At 67.7% G+C, this 14,741-nt stretch carries 15 protein-coding genes and 1 pseudogene; 9 read left to right on the top strand and 7 right to left on the bottom strand.

Translation table 11 applies throughout. The features are described 5' to 3' along the window. Nucleotides 1-110 precede the first annotated feature (110 nt). Together prf1 and AOZ13_RS10750 are read left to right on the top strand one after the other, a co-directional pair. Nucleotides 111-1,367: a peptide chain release factor aRF-1 gene (gene prf1, locus AOZ13_RS10755; protein WP_020221482.1), complete on the top strand. Its 1,257-nt coding sequence runs from the start codon at nt 111-113 to the stop codon at nt 1,365-1,367. A gap of 698 nt (nt 1,368-2,065) precedes the next feature. After that, on the top strand, nt 2,066-2,566 hold the full coding sequence (locus AOZ13_RS10750) for a hypothetical protein (RefSeq protein ID WP_020221481.1): 501 nt from the start codon (nt 2,066-2,068) through the stop codon (nt 2,564-2,566). A 260-nt stretch (nt 2,567-2,826) separates the two neighbouring features. Here the strand turns inward: AOZ13_RS10750 and AOZ13_RS10745 are convergent, their stop codons facing one another. Together AOZ13_RS10745 and AOZ13_RS10740 are read right to left on the bottom strand one after the other, a co-directional pair. Further along, on the bottom strand, nt 2,827-3,072 hold the full coding sequence (locus tag AOZ13_RS10745; RefSeq protein ID WP_020221480.1) for a glutathione S-transferase N-terminal domain-containing protein: 246 nt from the start codon (nt 3,070-3,072) through the stop codon (nt 2,827-2,829). 47 nt (nt 3,073-3,119) lie between these two features. Continuing rightward, complete coding sequence (locus AOZ13_RS10740) at nt 3,120-4,094, bottom strand: transcriptional regulator (protein WP_021780567.1); 975 nt, start codon at nt 4,092-4,094, stop codon at nt 3,120-3,122. A 93-nt stretch (nt 4,095-4,187) separates the two neighbouring features. On the opposite strand from AOZ13_RS10740, the pseudogene AOZ13_RS10735 reads away from it, so the two are divergent. Further along, nucleotides 4,188-5,467: pseudogene (locus AOZ13_RS10735) on the top strand (TiaS agmantine-binding domain-containing protein). A 191-nt stretch (nt 5,468-5,658) separates the two neighbouring features. Continuing rightward, nucleotides 5,659-5,880, top strand: a complete 222-nt coding sequence (locus AOZ13_RS10730) for a DUF7511 domain-containing protein (RefSeq protein WP_020222859.1) — start codon at nt 5,659-5,661, stop codon at nt 5,878-5,880. A gap of 16 nt (nt 5,881-5,896) precedes the next feature. Here the strand turns inward: AOZ13_RS10730 and AOZ13_RS10725 are convergent, their stop codons facing one another. The 3 genes from AOZ13_RS10725 to AOZ13_RS10715 all read right to left on the bottom strand — a co-directional run bounded on the left by AOZ13_RS10725 (nt 5,897) and on the right by AOZ13_RS10715 (nt 9,513). Next, nucleotides 5,897-7,009: a pyridoxal-phosphate dependent enzyme gene (locus tag AOZ13_RS10725; protein WP_021780565.1), complete on the bottom strand. Its 1,113-nt coding sequence runs from the start codon at nt 7,007-7,009 to the stop codon at nt 5,897-5,899. Then, complete coding sequence (locus AOZ13_RS10720) at nt 7,009-7,965, bottom strand: succinylglutamate desuccinylase/aspartoacylase family protein (protein ID WP_020221814.1); 957 nt, start codon at nt 7,963-7,965, stop codon at nt 7,009-7,011. The genes AOZ13_RS10725 and AOZ13_RS10720 overlap by 1 nt, the downstream gene beginning before the upstream one ends. Before the next feature lie 309 nt (nt 7,966-8,274). After that, a complete protein-coding gene (locus AOZ13_RS10715; protein ID WP_020221815.1) occupies nt 8,275-9,513 on the bottom strand; it encodes a potassium channel family protein in 1,239 nt (412 codons plus the stop codon). A 186-nt stretch (nt 9,514-9,699) separates the two neighbouring features. Between AOZ13_RS10715 and citZ the strand changes: the two genes are divergently transcribed. Then, nucleotides 9,700-10,842, top strand: a complete 1,143-nt coding sequence (citZ, locus tag AOZ13_RS10710) for a citrate synthase (protein WP_020221816.1) — start codon at nt 9,700-9,702, stop codon at nt 10,840-10,842. 33 nt (nt 10,843-10,875) lie between these two features. Here citZ and AOZ13_RS14510 read toward each other — a convergent pair whose 3' ends face one another. Together AOZ13_RS14510 and AOZ13_RS10705 are read right to left on the bottom strand one after the other, a co-directional pair. Beyond that, nucleotides 10,876-11,013: a hypothetical protein gene (locus AOZ13_RS14510; protein WP_020221817.1), complete on the bottom strand. Its 138-nt coding sequence runs from the start codon at nt 11,011-11,013 to the stop codon at nt 10,876-10,878. Nucleotides 11,014-11,058: 45 nt separating this feature from the next. Continuing rightward, nucleotides 11,059-12,375 carry an MATE family efflux transporter gene (locus AOZ13_RS10705; RefSeq protein ID WP_148286733.1) on the bottom strand — a complete coding sequence of 439 codons (1,317 nt, stop codon included), beginning with the start codon at nt 12,373-12,375 and terminating at the stop codon, nt 11,059-11,061. A 235-nt stretch (nt 12,376-12,610) separates the two neighbouring features. On the opposite strand from AOZ13_RS10705, the gene ilvA reads away from it, so the two are divergent. Genes ilvA through AOZ13_RS14245 form a run of 4 tightly spaced genes read left to right on the top strand, consistent with a single transcriptional unit; the run spans nt 12,611 to nt 14,598 of the window. Further along, nucleotides 12,611-13,822 (top strand): threonine ammonia-lyase, encoded by a 1,212-nt coding sequence (gene ilvA / locus AOZ13_RS10700; protein ID WP_021780564.1) that lies wholly within the window; start codon nt 12,611-12,613, stop codon nt 13,820-13,822. 40 nt (nt 13,823-13,862) lie between these two features. Beyond that, on the top strand, nt 13,863-14,015 hold the full coding sequence (locus AOZ13_RS14250; protein ID WP_020222801.1) for a hypothetical protein: 153 nt from the start codon (nt 13,863-13,865) through the stop codon (nt 14,013-14,015). 25 nt (nt 14,016-14,040) lie between these two features. Beyond that, nucleotides 14,041-14,424: a RidA family protein gene (locus AOZ13_RS10695; RefSeq protein WP_020222800.1), complete on the top strand. Its 384-nt coding sequence runs from the start codon at nt 14,041-14,043 to the stop codon at nt 14,422-14,424. Further along, nucleotides 14,425-14,598, top strand: a complete 174-nt coding sequence (locus AOZ13_RS14245; protein ID WP_020222799.1) for a hypothetical protein — start codon at nt 14,425-14,427, stop codon at nt 14,596-14,598. It begins immediately after the preceding gene. The last annotated feature ends 143 nt before the right edge of the window (nt 14,599-14,741 follow it).

The following is a 14,741-nucleotide window of genomic DNA, read 5'->3' as shown; positions in this document are numbered from 1 at the left end:
GTGGTCGACGCCGCTTTTGGTCGAGCTTTCGTCAGCGACGGCGGAGCGTCGCGCGACAAAAGGTCGTGGGTCGCAGGGTACTTACCGATACGTACCTCTAGTACCGCGTAATGAGCGAGCAGCAGGGCGATCAGGCGTCCGCGGACCGCCGGAAGTACGAGTTCCGGAAGGTCATCGAGAAGCTCCAGGACTACTCCGGGAGCGGGACGCAACTCGTCTCAATCTACGTCCCAGAGGACAAGCAGGTCTCGGACGTGGTCGCGCACGTCACGCAGGAGCACTCGGAGGCGTCAAACATCAAGTCGAAGCAGACCCGGACGGCGGTGCAGGACGCCCTGACGTCCATCAAGGACCGCCTGCGCTACTACGACACCTTCCCACCGGAGAACGGGATGGTCCTCTTCTCGGGGTCCATCAACGTCGGTGGGGGCCAGACGGATATGGTGACCGAAGTGTTGGAGTCGCCGCCCGAACCCGTCCAGTCGTTCCGCTATCACTGCGACAGCGCCTTCCTCACGGAGCCGCTCGAGAACATGTTCGCGGACAAGGGTCTCTACGGTCTCGTCGTCCTCGACCGTCGCGAGGCGAACGTCGGGTGGCTGAAGGGCAAGCGCGTCGAGCCGGTGAAATCCGCCTCCTCGCTCGTTCCGGGCAAGCAGCGCAAGGGGGGACAGTCAGCCCAGCGGTTCGCCCGCCTGCGCCTCGAGGCGATCGACAACTTCTATCAGGAGGTCGCGGAGATGGCGAACGACCTCTTCGTCGACCGCCGCCACGAACTCGACGGCGTCCTCGTGGGGGGACCGTCGCCGACGAAGGACGAGTTCCTCGACGGCGACTACCTCCACCACGAGATACAGGACAAGGTCCTCGGGAAGTTCGACGTCTCGTACACCGACGAGTCCGGCCTCTACGATCTCGTCGACGCCGGTGCCGACGCGCTCGCCGAGGCCGCGCTCATGGAGGACAAGAACGCGATGGAGCAGTTCTTCAAGGAGCTTCACGACGGCAACCTCGCCACCTACGGCTTCGAGGCGACCCGTCGCAACCTCATCATGGGGTCCGTCGAGGAACTCCTCCTCAGCGAGGACCTCCGGCAGGACGTCGTCACCTACGAGTGCGAGAACGGCCACGAAGAGCGCGAACTCGTCGAGCGCCGGAAAGACGAGGTTCCGGAGCACGAGTGCTCGGAGTGCGACGAGACGGTGGACACGGGCGAGCGCGAGGACGTCATCGACCACCTCATGAACATCGCCGATCAGCGCGGGACCGAAACGACGTTCATCTCGACGGACTTCGAGAAGGGCGAACAACTGCTCAACGCCTTCGGCGGTATCGCCGGCCTGCTGCGGTACTCCACGGGTGTCTAGCGACCTTTTACTGCGCTTGAGCGCGCCAAAGGCACGCTCTGCGCTTGCAAAAGCTCGGCCAAAAGCCCGGTGACCCACTTCGGTCGGAGCACGCTCCGACCGCCCGCGTTCGCTATCGCTCACGCGGGCTCCGGTGGGTCTTGGGCCTCGCGGCTTCGCCGCGAGTGAATCGCCTCGCTCGGGTTCTCCGAACCGCTCGCTCGGCGAACGCTAGCCCCCGTTGTTCGGTTCGTATCTGTTCGTCGGGAAGCGGCTGTTCAGCCTAAGTATAAATCAACCCCCCGTCGAAGTCTTGCGTTTCCACTTTCACATTGGTTGAAAAATATTTATAATCCTACGTCTCGTCTATTCTAATCCACGCATATGTCAGAATCCGAGTGATATCAAGTCGGGAAGATTGACCTCCCTAAAGCCGATCTCCCTACGCCGAAAGAAGTGAAGGGCGCAATAGATGATATGGGCGACGAATTTGAGATGGTTCGTCGTACGGAGAACGACCCTGTTAGCGGAGGAGAGTTAGAATACCTTGAGAAAGGGAGAACGACCTACCTCGGAGACAGTCACGGTGAGTTCTCGTTCTGTCACTTCTATTACGTCACAGACACGGAGAATAGCGTTGTAGTCAGAAACGACGACGGTGAAGAAGAAGAACAGAACCAGCGTGAATTAGTCCGACCACGTTCTACTTCGAAAATGGGATGTTCGCCTTCGAGTCCAGACAGGACTTAGTGAACACGTGGATCCCAAACTTCATAGGTAAACTCACAGGTATAGACGCCGCGAACAACTCCAAAATCTTCTCGTTCACTCAGGAGATGATGAAGAGATTCTACGATACGAGAGATAAGATTACAGTCTTCAAATTCACCACACCCGAGGAGGGCGAGGACTTCGAGCTGGACACACCATTAGCGAGGGCCCTGAATGAGCTGACAGATACTGTTGAAAGTCAGCAATTTAGCGGAGGTAATTCTGGCAAAGACCTCAAAGGAACAGAAATCGTGGAAGGAGCCGCTGAGAAGATGTTTATCCAGAAACTCCACGGTTCCCGTGAAAATGAGTTGACAACAAACATCCTTCAATCGGGAGTATACGTCGTTGCGTGGAGTGAAACGGATTGGAGCGAACCTATCGAAACGGGTCGGAGAGCAGAAGCCATCGATAATCGACTTGTGCCGCAGGTTCGGAAGCTCTCTTAGCTCCAATCACTCGGGTTTCTCTCACCGCTATGTGAATGGCGGTTCATTACTACGGGGTCTACTTGTTACGAATTACGTCTGAACCGAACGATCAACGCAGTCAGCGTCCGCGCGACGAGCGGCTCGAAGAGCCCGGTAGTCGCGCGGTTCACTCGCGCGCAGCGCGAGGCCCCGAAGCCCCCGAAGGGGGCTGACGGGGCTTTTGGCCGAGCTTTTGCAAGCGACGGTGCGCGTAGCGCGCCGAGCGCTGGAAAAGGTCGTCAGGCGTAGTGCTCGTCGAGGTAGTCGACGATATCGTCGCTCTCGGGCATCCCCTCGACGTCGTTCGCGGGGTCGACGAGGACGGGGACGCCGGTCTGGCCGCTGACCTGTTTCACTTTCTCGCGCCGGCTGTGGGAACGCGGGACCTCGTGTTCGTCGTAGTCGAGGCCGAGTTCGTCGAGTTTGGATTGGACTTTCGCGCAGTAGGGACAGCCGGGGAGGACGTACAGTTCGAGGTCGCTCATACGGCTATGTAGGAGTCGGAGGGGGAAGAACGATGTGGACGAGGGCCTCAGGCCTCCGTTTCGGCGTCGTCGCCGCGCTCCTTGAGGAGGTCGCGGAAGGCGTCGGGGTCGTCGATCCGTTCGAGTTCCTCGCGCTCGATGATGGCGGTGCCGCCGATGGACTCCTGTTTGGATTCGTCGACGAAGTACACGGCCCGAGTGCGGGTGATGCGGCCGACGCTGGCCATGATGCGCGCGCGTTTGACGGCGGCGTCGGTGAGCGTGGAGTGGCCGGTGAGGAGGCCCTCGGGGCGGTGGCGGTTCGTGTCCTCGCCGACGGCGTTGAACGGCGCGCGGACGGTCGGGTGGACGTCGAAGCCGGCGCGGGTGAGGACGGCGACGATGGGCTCGTCCTCGGGGTCGGCTTCGGGGTCCTCCGGGGTCGGATCGGCGTCGCGGACCTCGTCGGCGCCGTCGAGGACGTCGACGGGGCTGGTGAGGGCGTCGTCGAAGACGTCCTCGAGCTTGACCGCGACGTCGATGCTGGCGTTCATGCCGTCCTCGTACTTGGAGACGGTGCGCCGGGAGACGCCGAGTTCGGTGGCGAGGCGCCCGAGACTCCAACCGCGCTCCTCGCGTTCGTCGGCGAGGACGTCGCCGTCGATGTTGACGTAGAGACCGCCGGGCGCGGCGTAGACGAGCGGCGGCACGCCCTCCACGAAGAAGTCGAGGGCGGTGTCGGGACTGATGACGGGGACGCCGTGGCGGAAGTAGACGACGCCGCGCTCTAAGTCCTCGTCGCGGGTGCGTAGCCCGATGACCACCGGGGTGCCGTGGAGGTAGTGGCCGAGCCGACGCATCTCCGCGCCCGTCGGGCCGTCGAAGGCGTCGACGTTCCCGAGGATCTTCACGAAGAGCAGGTCGTCGCCCCGTCTGGCGGCGACGTCGAAGCTCTTCGGGCGGATGACGCACCGATCGCTCACCGCGAACCCCGCGTCCTCCAGCATCGCGGTAACGTTCTCGATGAGTGCCGACCGGGACATACCGGTCCCTAAGCCGGTATGCACATATATGTATTGTGCCGTGGGAAATCGAACCCCGAAAGCCGTAGGTGGACGCGGCGGATACGTGCGGACGTGACGACGGTCGGCATCGACGACACGGACTCGCGGACGCGCGGGATGTGCACGACGTACGTCGCCCACCGGGTGGCGGGCGGCCTCGAAGCGCGCGGTGCGAGCGTCGCGCGCGTCCTCCTCGTCCGATTGAATCCCGCGGTCGAGCACAAGACGCGCGGGAACGCGGCGCTCGCGATTCACACGGACGCCCCGGCCGACGAGGCGTTCGAGGTGGCGCGCGAGACCGTCTCCGCGGCCGCGGCGGTCGACGACGACCGGACGAATCCGGGGCTGGTGGTCGCGCCGGGCGCGCCGGACGACCCCGACGCCGTTCCGGACGCGGTCGCCGATTTCGCGCGGGACGCGGTGCGCGACCACCACGCGATCGCGGACGCGACGGCGCTCTGCGACGCCCTCGACTACCGTCGCGAGGGATGGAAGAACGGCCGCGGGCGCATCGGTGCGCTGGCCGCCGTCGGCGCGTGGCGGGCGTTCGCCGACTGGTCGTACGAACACATCGCCTACCGGGAGCGCGAGCGCTGGGGATCCGAACGCGACGTCGATCCCGAATCGGTGTTCGCGGCGGCGGACGAACGGTACCCGGCGGCGTGGGACACGATCGATCGCGGGGAGGGCGAGACCGTCTGCGTTCCCCACACGCCGGGTCCCATCCTGCACGGGATCCGCGGCGACGATCCCGACGCCTGTCGCGCCGTCGCGACAGCCATCGACGGCGAGCCGATCGATGCCGCGCGACTGTTCGTGACGAATCAGGGGACGGACGTCCATCTTCGCGACGCCGGATCGCTCGCCACACTCGACGACGGCCGGGCGTACCGGGTGGACGGAACGGTCGTCTCCCCACCGGAGACGCGACGGGGCGGCCACGTCTTCGTCGAGATCGCGGACGACACCGATCGGATCCGCTGCGCGGCGTTCGAGCCGACGAAGCGCTTCCGCGATCGGGTTCGCGACCTCCGCACGGGTGACGAGCTAACGGTCTGCGGCGAGGTGAGCGAGGGGACGCTCAAATTGGAGAAGTTCGCGCTCCGCGAGCGGGTGACGACGGAGCGGGTGACGCCGACCTGCCCCGAGTGCGGGCGCACCATGGAATCCGCGGGCGCGGATCAGGCTATCGGTGTCGGGACTGCGGGACGCGCGCTCCGGGGAAGGTCGCGGCGCCGGTCGAGCGCGACCTCGAACCCGGCTGGTACGAGGTGCCGCCTTGCGCGCGCCGCCACGTCGCGCGCCCGCTCGTCCGCGGCGAGTGGGACGCGCCGACCCACCCCGAGCGGTAGCGTCGGTCGGCGATCCGGTCGCGACGCCGATTACCACATATAGGCTTGTTGGCCGCTCGCGCTGCCGTATTTGAATGGTTTCGATTTAATTTCTCCATAGATGGACGCCTATATATGTCCGGCGCGACTCGTTGCGAGTGAGCGATGCGATCCGACACCGCCGCACGATCGGCGATGCGAGAGGTGGTCGAATGACTCCCGGGTGCGTCGCAGACGCCGCATCGGGCGGCGACCTGCGCCTCCCGCGGGAGACCGAGACGTGGCCGGAGTTCGATCTCGCCTGCCGCGTCGAGGAGTACGACGACGGTGTCCAGTGTACGATCTACCCCGACGGGGCCGACGACGACACGCTCGTCACGACGTGGCTCACCGCCGAGGACGACGCGTTCGTCGATCTGGAATCGGCACGCTGAGCGCGGGGGGGGACGGTCATGCTTTGAGACCGCTCCCGGTCAGGGGGACGACGACGTCGTCCGTCGCCGCGAGCGTGCCGCGTTCTCGATACGCCGCGAGTCCCGCGACCGCCGCGGCACTCGTTGGCTCGCAGTAGAAGCCGGCGCGATGGAGCCGATCGAGCGCCGCGTCCGTCGCCTCCTCCCCGACCGCGATCGCGTCGCCATCGCAGTCGTCGATGGCGTCGACGAGCTGTGCCATGCGCGCGGGCTGGCTGATCTGGATGCCGTCCGCGACGGTGTTGACGTCGTCCCCGTCTGGTCTCTCACCCTGCGCGCCGCACTCGCCCGTCGCGCCGTCGCTGACCGCGGTCGCGACCGGCGCGACGCCCGCCGCCTGCACGCCCAGCAGACGCGGCATCTCGTCCGTCCATCCGATCTCGCGGAGTCGGCGGAACCCGCGATAGGCGCCGAGGAAGAGCGTGCCGTGGCCGAGCGGTAGGACGATCGCGTCGGGAACGTCCCAGTCGCACTGTGCCGCGAGTTCGTACGCGAACGTCGCCGTCCCCTCGTAGAACGCGGGGTTCCACGCGTGCGAGGCGTACCACGCGTCGCCCGACTCGACGGCCGCGACGCACGCCTCGGTGACGTCAGCGCGCGATCCCGAGATCCGGACGGCCGTCGCCCCGGCGCGCTCGATGGCGCGAAGCTTCGAGGACTTCGCCGACGCCGGCACGTAGATTTCGGCGTCGATCCCGGCGCGGGCCGCGTACTGCGCGACGGCCGCGCCCGCGTTCCCCGAGGAGTCCTCGACGACGCGCTCGACGCCGAGTTCCGCGGCTCGGGAGAGCATCACCGTCGCACCCCGATCCTTGTAGCTCCCCGACGGGAAGACGTAGTCGAGTTTGAACTGCGCGTCCCAGCCGTCCGCGACGGCGAGCGGCGTGAACCCCTCGCCGAGCGTCACCGCCGCGTCCGTCGGGAGGAGATCAGCGAACGCCCAGAGTCCATCGGTCGCGTCGATGTCGGGACCGCCGGACGGGCGCGGCGTCTCCGCGAAGTCGAGCGCCATCCCGCACTCACAGCGCCACGGCTCGCTCGCGCCCGCCTCGTAGGTCCGCCCGCAGGCGCGACAGGCGAGCGCGAGCATCAGTACGTGTCGATCGTCGTGCCGACGGAGCAGACGTACTCTCCCGTCGCGACCTGCGGCAGCCGCCGCGAGCGCCAGAAGATCCCGTCGTTGTCCGCCGTTATCTCGGCTTTCACCTGTCCGAACGGGTCCGTGATGCGGAAGAGCGCGTCGCCGCGCGAGACCTCCTCGCCGAGATCGACCCGGTAGTCCACGAGTCCGCCGGCGGGCGCGCCGTAGCGATCGAAGGCGTGCGCGCGCGTCTGAGGCTCGGGCTGGTGGTCGCCGTTGAGGTAGCCGTAGTGGCGCAGGACGTTGAAGATCCCGCGAACGCCGTACTCGATCGACTCCTCGTCCCAGCCGACGCAGCCGCCGAGTTCGGGGTCGATCGTCGGGATGCCCTCGTCGGGCGCGGCGCGCGCGAGCTGGCCCTCCGGTCCCTTCTGGTCGAGGATGTGCCCGCAGTCGAAGACCTTCGCGAGTTCGAGGCACTTGCGGTGCCGGCGGTGGTGGCGCCCGCAGCGCACGCGGACCTCGTTGATCATCCGACTCGTCGATCCTTGATGGAGGTCGATCACGAGATCCGCGCGCGTCGCGGCCTCGAAGGTCGCGTGCGCGATGCGCTCCGAGGACGACCCGCGCGCGTCGCCCGGATACGCGCGGTTCAGCTTCATGTCGTCGATCGGATTGCGGTGTTCGGCCACCTGAAAGGCGTGGTAGTTCGCGATACCGGTCACGAGCACCGTCCCCGAGAGCGCCGCGGGATCGAGCTGCGGGACGAACCGCGAGACGACACCGATGCCGTTCAGCTCGTCGCCGTCGCTCCCCGCCTGAACGTAGAGCGTGTCGCCGTCGCTAGCGCCGTTGATCACGGCGACCGGAAGGCCGACCGTCGCACCGTCGCGCGTCTCACCGACCGTGAGCCGTCCCGTGTCCATCTCGCCGGGGGCCGCGCTCGCCGTACCGAGGCTCGTCATTGTCTAGTGGGGGTGGGCGGCGCGTATTGAGCGGTTCGGTCCGACCTTTTGTCGCGCTCGCCGTCGACTCGCTGGGAAAAGCTCGATCGGTGCGGGAGATCGGGGATTTCCCGTCGTCCAGTCGGATTCCGAGGAGATCAGACGACACGGTGGGAAGCGAAGCCCCCTACCGTTCAGTCAGAAAGCGTCGCTTTCTGACGACAAAAGTCGTCGACACCCCCTCATCGTGGCTTCGCGACGCCTCAGAGGTCCTCGGCCCGCTCGCGGTCTGTGACCGTGGCCCCCCGCGACTCCAGTCGTGGGAGGATGTCAGTCCCCGTCCGCGCCCGCGAGCGCCCGCAGTCGATCCGCACCGGCGCGCGTCCCCTTCGCGAGCATGACGTCGCCGGCGTGGAGCGCGGTGTCGGGACCGGGCTGGATGGCCCACAGGTCGTCGCTTCCGGTGTCGAGACCGTCGTCGGTCGCGTCGGTCTCGCCGTCGGGGCGCCGAACGGCGATGACGCGCATCCCCGTCTCCGTCTTCACTTCGGCCTCGCCGAGCGTCGTGCCGTCGAGGGGACCGTCCGGTGCGACGGTCACGCGCACGATGACCTCGTCGGACTCTTCAACGGCCTCGCGGACGACGACGTGGGTGTCCAACCCCCGGAGGACGCCCTCGGAGATCTCGACGGCGGCGTCGCTGATGACCTCGGTGGCGTTCGCGATTTGGACGAGACCACGGAGGGAGACGGGGTCCTCGACGTCCGCGGCGGCGCGGAGCGTCCACGCCTCGAAGCGCGCTTTCAGGGCGTCCACCTCGGCTTCGAGTTCGACGACCTCCTCCGCGATGTCGTCGCTGTCGAAGAGGACGCTCCCGTACGCGAGATCGACGGCTAGCTCGCTCATGTTCTTCATCAGGACGAGCGAGTCGACGGCGCGCTCCAAGTCGACGATGTCGGGTTCGACGGAATCGTCGGGCGCGTACGCCTCGCCGCTCGTGGTCTCGAAGACGTCGCCGATGGACTCCTCGGGACCGCGGAGGAGGAGGACGTCGCCTGCCTCGAGGGCCGTCTCCGCGCCGGGGTTCGGGATCCAGTCACCGCCGCGGCGGACGGCGATGACGCGCACGCCGGTCTCGGTTTCGAGGTTGACGTCGCCGAGCGTCCGGCCCGCGTAGGCGGAGTCAGCGGCGAGTTCGGCGCGGACGAGGCGTTCGACGGCCTCGGGGAGCGCGCCGCGGATGGCGTCGGGGACGCCGACCTCCTCCAACACCACTTTCGCGATGTCGCCGCTGGCGTCCGAGACCTTCTCGGCCGCGCCGATGATCCCGAGGACGGGCGCGAGCGTCTCCGCGTCCTCCGGGTTACGCGCGGCCAGCAGGAGGCTCATCCGGGCGCGCAACTGGAGGACGTCCATGCGCTCTTCGAGTTCGAGGACCTCCTCGGCGACGTCCGGGCTTCCGTGGAGCACCGCCGAGTAGGAGAGGTCGATGAGGAGTTCGGCGGTGTCCTTCATCTCCGCGAGGAGGTCCTTCACGCTCGCGGGCTCGTACTCGACGCGACCGGGCATACTGGCGGCAACGCCGGGAGCGCGTAAAAAGCCACGCACGCGCTCCGGGTTCGGAGAGGGGACGTCCGCGAGCCGAGCGATGAACTCTCAAGGTTTCGCGGCGGTCGTCCGGGGAGTGGCGGGCCGACACCGGCGAACGATGGACAATAGGCAACCCTTTTGAAACCTGATGAAGAACCGTTTCGTATGTCCGACGAACTCAAGAAGGGGCTCGAAGGTGTGCTCGTGGCTGAGTCCGGGCTCAGCTATATCGACGGCGACGAGGGCCGGCTCGTCTATCGCGGCTACACCATCGAGGACCTCGCGCGTGGGGCGTCGTACGAAGAAGTCCTCTATCTCCTCTGGCACGGCGAACTCCCGACCGAGACCGAACTCGACGAGTTCGCCGGCGACATGGCGGCCGAGCGCGCCGTCGATGACGACGTCATCGACACCGTCCGCGACCTCGCGGCCGCCGACGAAGTGCCGATGGCCGCCGTCCGGACCGCGGTCTCGGAGCTCTCCGCGTTCGACGCGGACGCCGACGGCGAGGAGCCGACAGATCGCGAGGCGAATCTCGCGAAGGGCAAGCGCCTCACCGCGAAGCTCCCGACGGTCATCGCCGCGTTCACGCGCCTGCGCGACGGCGAGGAGCCGGTCGAGCCGCGCGAGGACCTCAGCCACGCCGGGAACTTCCTCTACATGCTGAACGGCGAGGTGCCCGACGACGTGATGGAGGAGGTCTTCGATCAGGCGCTCGTCCTCCACGCCGACCACGGCCTGAACGCCTCGACCTTCTCCGCGATGGTGACGTCCTCGACGCTCGCCGATCTCCACTCCGCGGTCACGTCCGCCATCGGCACGCTCTCCGGGAGCCTCCACGGCGGCGCGAACCAGAACGTCATGGAGATGCTGAAGGAGGTCGACGAGTCCGGCAAGGATCCCGTTCAGTGGGTCGAAGACGCCCTCGACAACGGCGATCGCGTCGCCGGCTTCGGCCACCGCGTCTACAACGTGAAGGACCCGCGCGCGAAGATCCTCAGCGAGCAATCGGAGGAACTCGGCGAGGCCGCGGGCGACACGAAGTGGTACGAGATGAGCGTCGCCATCGAGGAGTACATGCAAGAGGAGAAGGGTCTCGCCCCGAACGTCGACTTCTACTCCGCGACGACGTACTACCAGATGGGCATTCCGACCGACATCTACACGCCCATCTTCGCGATGAGTCGCGTGGGGGGCTGGATCGCGCACGTCCTCGAACAGTACGAAGACAATCGTCTCATCCGCCCGCGCGCCCGCTACGTCGGCCCGAAGGACCAGACGTTCACACTCATCGACGAACGCGAGTAGGGGACGACCGCCGGACGGGGTCGCGCTCTCCTCCTACACGCCGTATTCGGTCACGCCGAGGATCGCCCCGCACTCGGAGCACTCCCAGACGGTAGCGTCGCTGAACTTCGCGGCCGTGTCGCTCTCGATGACTTCGACGAGTTCCTCACCGCAGGCGATACAGTGACCCACACGGACTAGCAACGCCGCCCGGCGGAAACGCGTTCCGCCCGGCCGTCAGTCGTCACCGGCGACGCTCCCTCGTTCCGCCATCATGTCGGCGGCGCGCGTCGCCCAGTCCGAGTAGTGGAAGCCGACGAGCGCGATGAGCGCCATCGCGGCGTACTGACAGCCGACGGCGACGTAGGCACCGGTCGCGCCCCATCCGGCGAGAACGCCGAGGACGTAGGTGACGCCGACCATCCCGCCGAAAACGCCGGTGAGGCGGGCGACGAGGGGGATCCGGGTCTCGCTCGCGCCGCCGAGCGCGCCCGCGAGGACGATGGCTGCGGCGACGAGCGCGGCCGTGTAGCCGTAGACGCGCGCGAAGTCGAGAGCGTAAGGGATCGCGTCGGGCGAGCCGGTGGCGAGCAGGCGGACGGCCTCGGGGGCGAGGGCGACGAGGGCGAGACCGACGGCGCCGACGGAGCAGACGGCGAGCGCGAGCGTCGCCCATCCGCGATAGCGCGCCTCCTCGGCGTCGCCGTCGCCGAGCGCCTGCCCGACGAGGACGCCGACGGCGGTGCGGTAGCCGCGGGAGAGCGGGCCGGTGACCTGTTGGTAGGCCCGCCGACCGATCTGGAAGCCGGCGTTGACCGGCGTCCCGAAGCCGAGAAGGAGGGCGTTGAAGGGGAACTCGGCGAGCGTGGTGGCGAACCCCTCGACGATCTTCGGGGCGGCGACGACGAGGAGTTGGCGGGCGACGGTGACGTCGCGGGGGCGGACGAGCGCGAGATCGTCCGAGTGATGGTGGACGGCGGCGAGCAGGAAGGCGGCGGAGAGGACGTTCGAGACGGCGGTTGAGGCGCCGACGCCGACGACGCCGTAGGAGGCGACGCCGAAGAGTCCGAGACCGAAGACGAGCGATCCCGAGATGTTGGTGACGTTGACGAGACCGGTGACGTACATCGGGGTTCGGGTGTCGCCGGTACCTTGGAGGGCGCGGGCGGCGACGAGCGAGACGTGCCGCGCGGGCGCGGTCGCGAGGACGAGGGCGAGATAGGCGGCGCCGAGCGTGACGGTGTCGCCGGTCGCGCCGAAGAGTCGGATGAGCGGGCGGCCGAGGAACAGTCCGCAGAGGGCGATGGGGACGCCGGCGACGAGACCCATGAGGACGGCGCCGGAGACGGCTTCGGCGCGGTTCGCGTCGGCCCCGGCGCCGGTGTCCTGACTGGCGAGCGCGATGGCGGCGCTGCCGAACCCCATGCCGATGCGCAGCGGGACGCGCCCGTAGAGGTCGGCGAGACCGACGGCGACGACGGCGGCGGGCGAGAACGTCGCGGTGACGAGGACGTCGACGGTCCGCATCAGCGTTCGGAGGACCTGCGATCCCATCACGGGCCACGCGAGCGCGAAGACGCGTCGCCACGTGGCGATCAGTCGGCTATCCACGTCGACACTCCGGCCGGGGACGGGGTAAGACGTGCGGTCCCGCCGTCGAACGAAATAGTTTCACTTTCACTCCGCTTTCCGGGCACTTATTACGTCCCGGTACATCGACCTAGTCGTCACACGCTCCCGTTCTCCGCCGCACCGAACTCCTTAGGCGACGCCTCGTTCTACCCGGAGTATGCTCGAACTCGCCGACGTCCGCGAGGCCGTCGCCCCCGTCTCCGAGGTCGCGCGGCACACGCCGCTCGAGCGCTCGTACACCTTCTCGTCGATGACGGACGCCGACGTCCACCTGAAACTGGAGAACGCCCAGCGCACCGGGTCGTTCAAGGTCCGAGGCGCCGCGAACCGCGTCCGGCGACTCACCGAGACCGAGCGCGAGGCGGGCGTCGTCACCGCCTCCGCGGGCAACCACGCGCAAGGGGTCGCGCTCGCCGCGACGCGCGCCGGCGTCGACGCCGCGGTCGTGATGCCCGAGACCGCGCCCATCTCGAAGGTGAAGGCCACGCGGAGCTACGGGGCCGAGGTCGTCCTGCACGGTATCGATTACGACGAGGCGCAGGCGCGCGCCCACGAGATCGAGACCGACGAGGGACGCACGTACGTCCACGCGTTCGACGACGAGACCGTCATGGCCGGGCAGGGGACGATCGGCGTCGAGATCATGGAGGACCTCCCGGCGGTCGACACCGTCGTCGTCCCCGTCGGCGGCGGGGGTCTCATCTCCGGGATCGCGACGGCCGTGAAGGGGATCGCGCCCGACGTCCGCGTCGTCGGCGTGCAGGCGGAGGGCGCGTCGAGCGTCGCCGACAGCCTCCGGAAGGGCCGCGTCACGGAGGTCGAGCAGGTCGACACCATCGCGGACGGAATCGCCGTCCGCGGCGTCGGAGAGCGGACGTTTCCCGTGATCCGCGAGCGCGTCGACGAGGTCGTCACCGTCAGCGACGCCGAGATCGCGAACGCGCTCGTCCTCGTCCTAGAGCGGGGGAAGACGCTCGTCGAGGGCGCGGGCGCGGTCCCGCTCGCCGCGCTCCTCACTGGCTCGTTCGTCTACGAGGACGGCGAGACGATCGTCCCCGTGCTCTCCGGCGGCAACGTCGATCTCAACCTCCTCACGACCGTTATCATGCGCGGTCTCGTCGATCAGGGGCGGTACGTCAAGATCCGGACCGTCCTGAAGGACCGCCCCGGCGCGCTCGACACGCTCCTGAACGTGCTCACCGACGAGCGCGCGAACATCTACGCCATCCGGCACGACCGGACGAACCGCGACGTCGCGCTGAACGCCGCGGAGGTCGAACTCGACCTCGAAACGCGGGGCGAGGAGCACGTCGAGGGACTCCTCGAGCGCCTGCGCGAAGAAGGATACGACGTCGACGTGCTCGTGTGAAGGCACTCAGGTCCCGGCGCGCGTCGCGTCGTACTCGATCGTGAGGAAGCGCACGCCGCAGACCCACATCGTCGGCTCGCGACGATGGCGGCGGCTCGCGGCCCCGCTCGGCCGTCTCGACGACGTCTCGCCCGCGGACGTCGTGACGTGGGCCGGTGCCGGGTCGGCCGCGGCGGAACGCGCCCACAGTTAAGTTCCGCCCGGACGACGGACGGAGTATGAAACGAATCATCGAGACGCCGGACGCACCCGACGCCGTCGGCGCGTACAGTCAGGCCACCACCGACGGGGACGTCGTCTTCACCGCCGGGCAGATCCCGCTGACCGCGGACGGTGAGGCGCTCACCGACGAGGACGTCGCCACCCAGACCCGCCAGTGTCTGGAGAACGTCAAGGCCATCCTCGAAGACGAGGGGCTGACGATGCAGGACGTCCTCAAGACGACCGTCCTGCTCGCCGACATCGATGATTTCGACGAGATGAACGACGCGTACGGGGAGTACTTCGCGGACAACCCCCCGGCGCGGAGCGCGTTCGGCGTCGCCGCCCTCCCGAAGGGCGCCGCGGTCGAGATCGAGGCCGTCGCCGCTCAGCGCGACTAGATGGACGCCGCAGGGACGGCCGCGTGGGGCGGCGTCGCCGCGCTCTGCTTCCTCGTCCTCGCCGTCCCGTATCACGCGCTCGCACCGAACGCGCCGAGCGTCGGCGTGCTCGTCGCCGTCGCCATCGCCGTCGGACTCGTCGGGGCGGCCGGCGCACGCGCCGTCCGCGACTGATCCGCCACACCTGCTCCGAAAAGAAGGGTTTAAACGGACGACCGGGTTACCTGAGGATGCGGGCCGGGATGGCCGAATGGCAAAGCGCACGCCTGGAAAGCGTGTCCCCTTACGGGGTTCTGGGTTCAAATCCCAGTCCCGGC

It is taken from the genome of Halarchaeum acidiphilum MH1-52-1 (genome assembly GCF_000474235.1).
GTDB classification, from domain to species: Archaea; Halobacteriota; Halobacteria; order Halobacteriales; family Halobacteriaceae; genus Halarchaeum; species Halarchaeum acidiphilum.
The sequence above is the reverse complement of the archived record's forward strand: the minus strand, read 5'-3'. Positions and strand labels throughout refer to the sequence as shown.

Excerpts from the sequence above, each read along its gene's own strand:
- prf1 (WP_020221482.1), top strand. The coding sequence starts at position 111 with ATGAGCGAGCAGCAGGGCGATCAGGCGTCCGCGGACCGCCGGAAGTAC.
- AOZ13_RS10750 (WP_020221481.1), top strand. The coding sequence starts at position 2,066 with ATGTTCGCCTTCGAGTCCAGACAGGACTTAGTGAACACGTGGATCCCA.
- AOZ13_RS10745 (WP_020221480.1), bottom strand. The coding sequence starts at position 3,072 with ATGAGCGACCTCGAACTGTACGTCCTCCCCGGCTGTCCCTACTGCGCG.
- AOZ13_RS10740 (WP_021780567.1), bottom strand. The coding sequence starts at position 4,094 with ATGTCCCGGTCGGCACTCATCGAGAACGTTACCGCGATGCTGGAGGAC.
- AOZ13_RS10730 (WP_020222859.1), top strand. The coding sequence starts at position 5,659 with ATGACTCCCGGGTGCGTCGCAGACGCCGCATCGGGCGGCGACCTGCGC.
- AOZ13_RS10725 (WP_021780565.1), bottom strand. The coding sequence starts at position 7,009 with ATGCTCGCGCTCGCCTGTCGCGCCTGCGGGCGGACCTACGAGGCGGGC.
- AOZ13_RS10720 (WP_020221814.1), bottom strand. The coding sequence starts at position 7,965 with ATGACGAGCCTCGGTACGGCGAGCGCGGCCCCCGGCGAGATGGACACG.
- AOZ13_RS10715 (WP_020221815.1), bottom strand. The coding sequence starts at position 9,513 with ATGCCCGGTCGCGTCGAGTACGAGCCCGCGAGCGTGAAGGACCTCCTC.
- citZ (WP_020221816.1), top strand. The coding sequence starts at position 9,700 with ATGTCCGACGAACTCAAGAAGGGGCTCGAAGGTGTGCTCGTGGCTGAG.
- AOZ13_RS10705 (WP_148286733.1), bottom strand. The coding sequence starts at position 12,375 with ATGGGATCGCAGGTCCTCCGAACGCTGATGCGGACCGTCGACGTCCTC.
- ilvA (WP_021780564.1), top strand. The coding sequence starts at position 12,611 with ATGCTCGAACTCGCCGACGTCCGCGAGGCCGTCGCCCCCGTCTCCGAG.
- AOZ13_RS10695 (WP_020222800.1), top strand. The coding sequence starts at position 14,041 with ATGAAACGAATCATCGAGACGCCGGACGCACCCGACGCCGTCGGCGCG.
- AOZ13_RS14245 (WP_020222799.1), top strand. The coding sequence starts at position 14,425 with ATGGACGCCGCAGGGACGGCCGCGTGGGGCGGCGTCGCCGCGCTCTGC.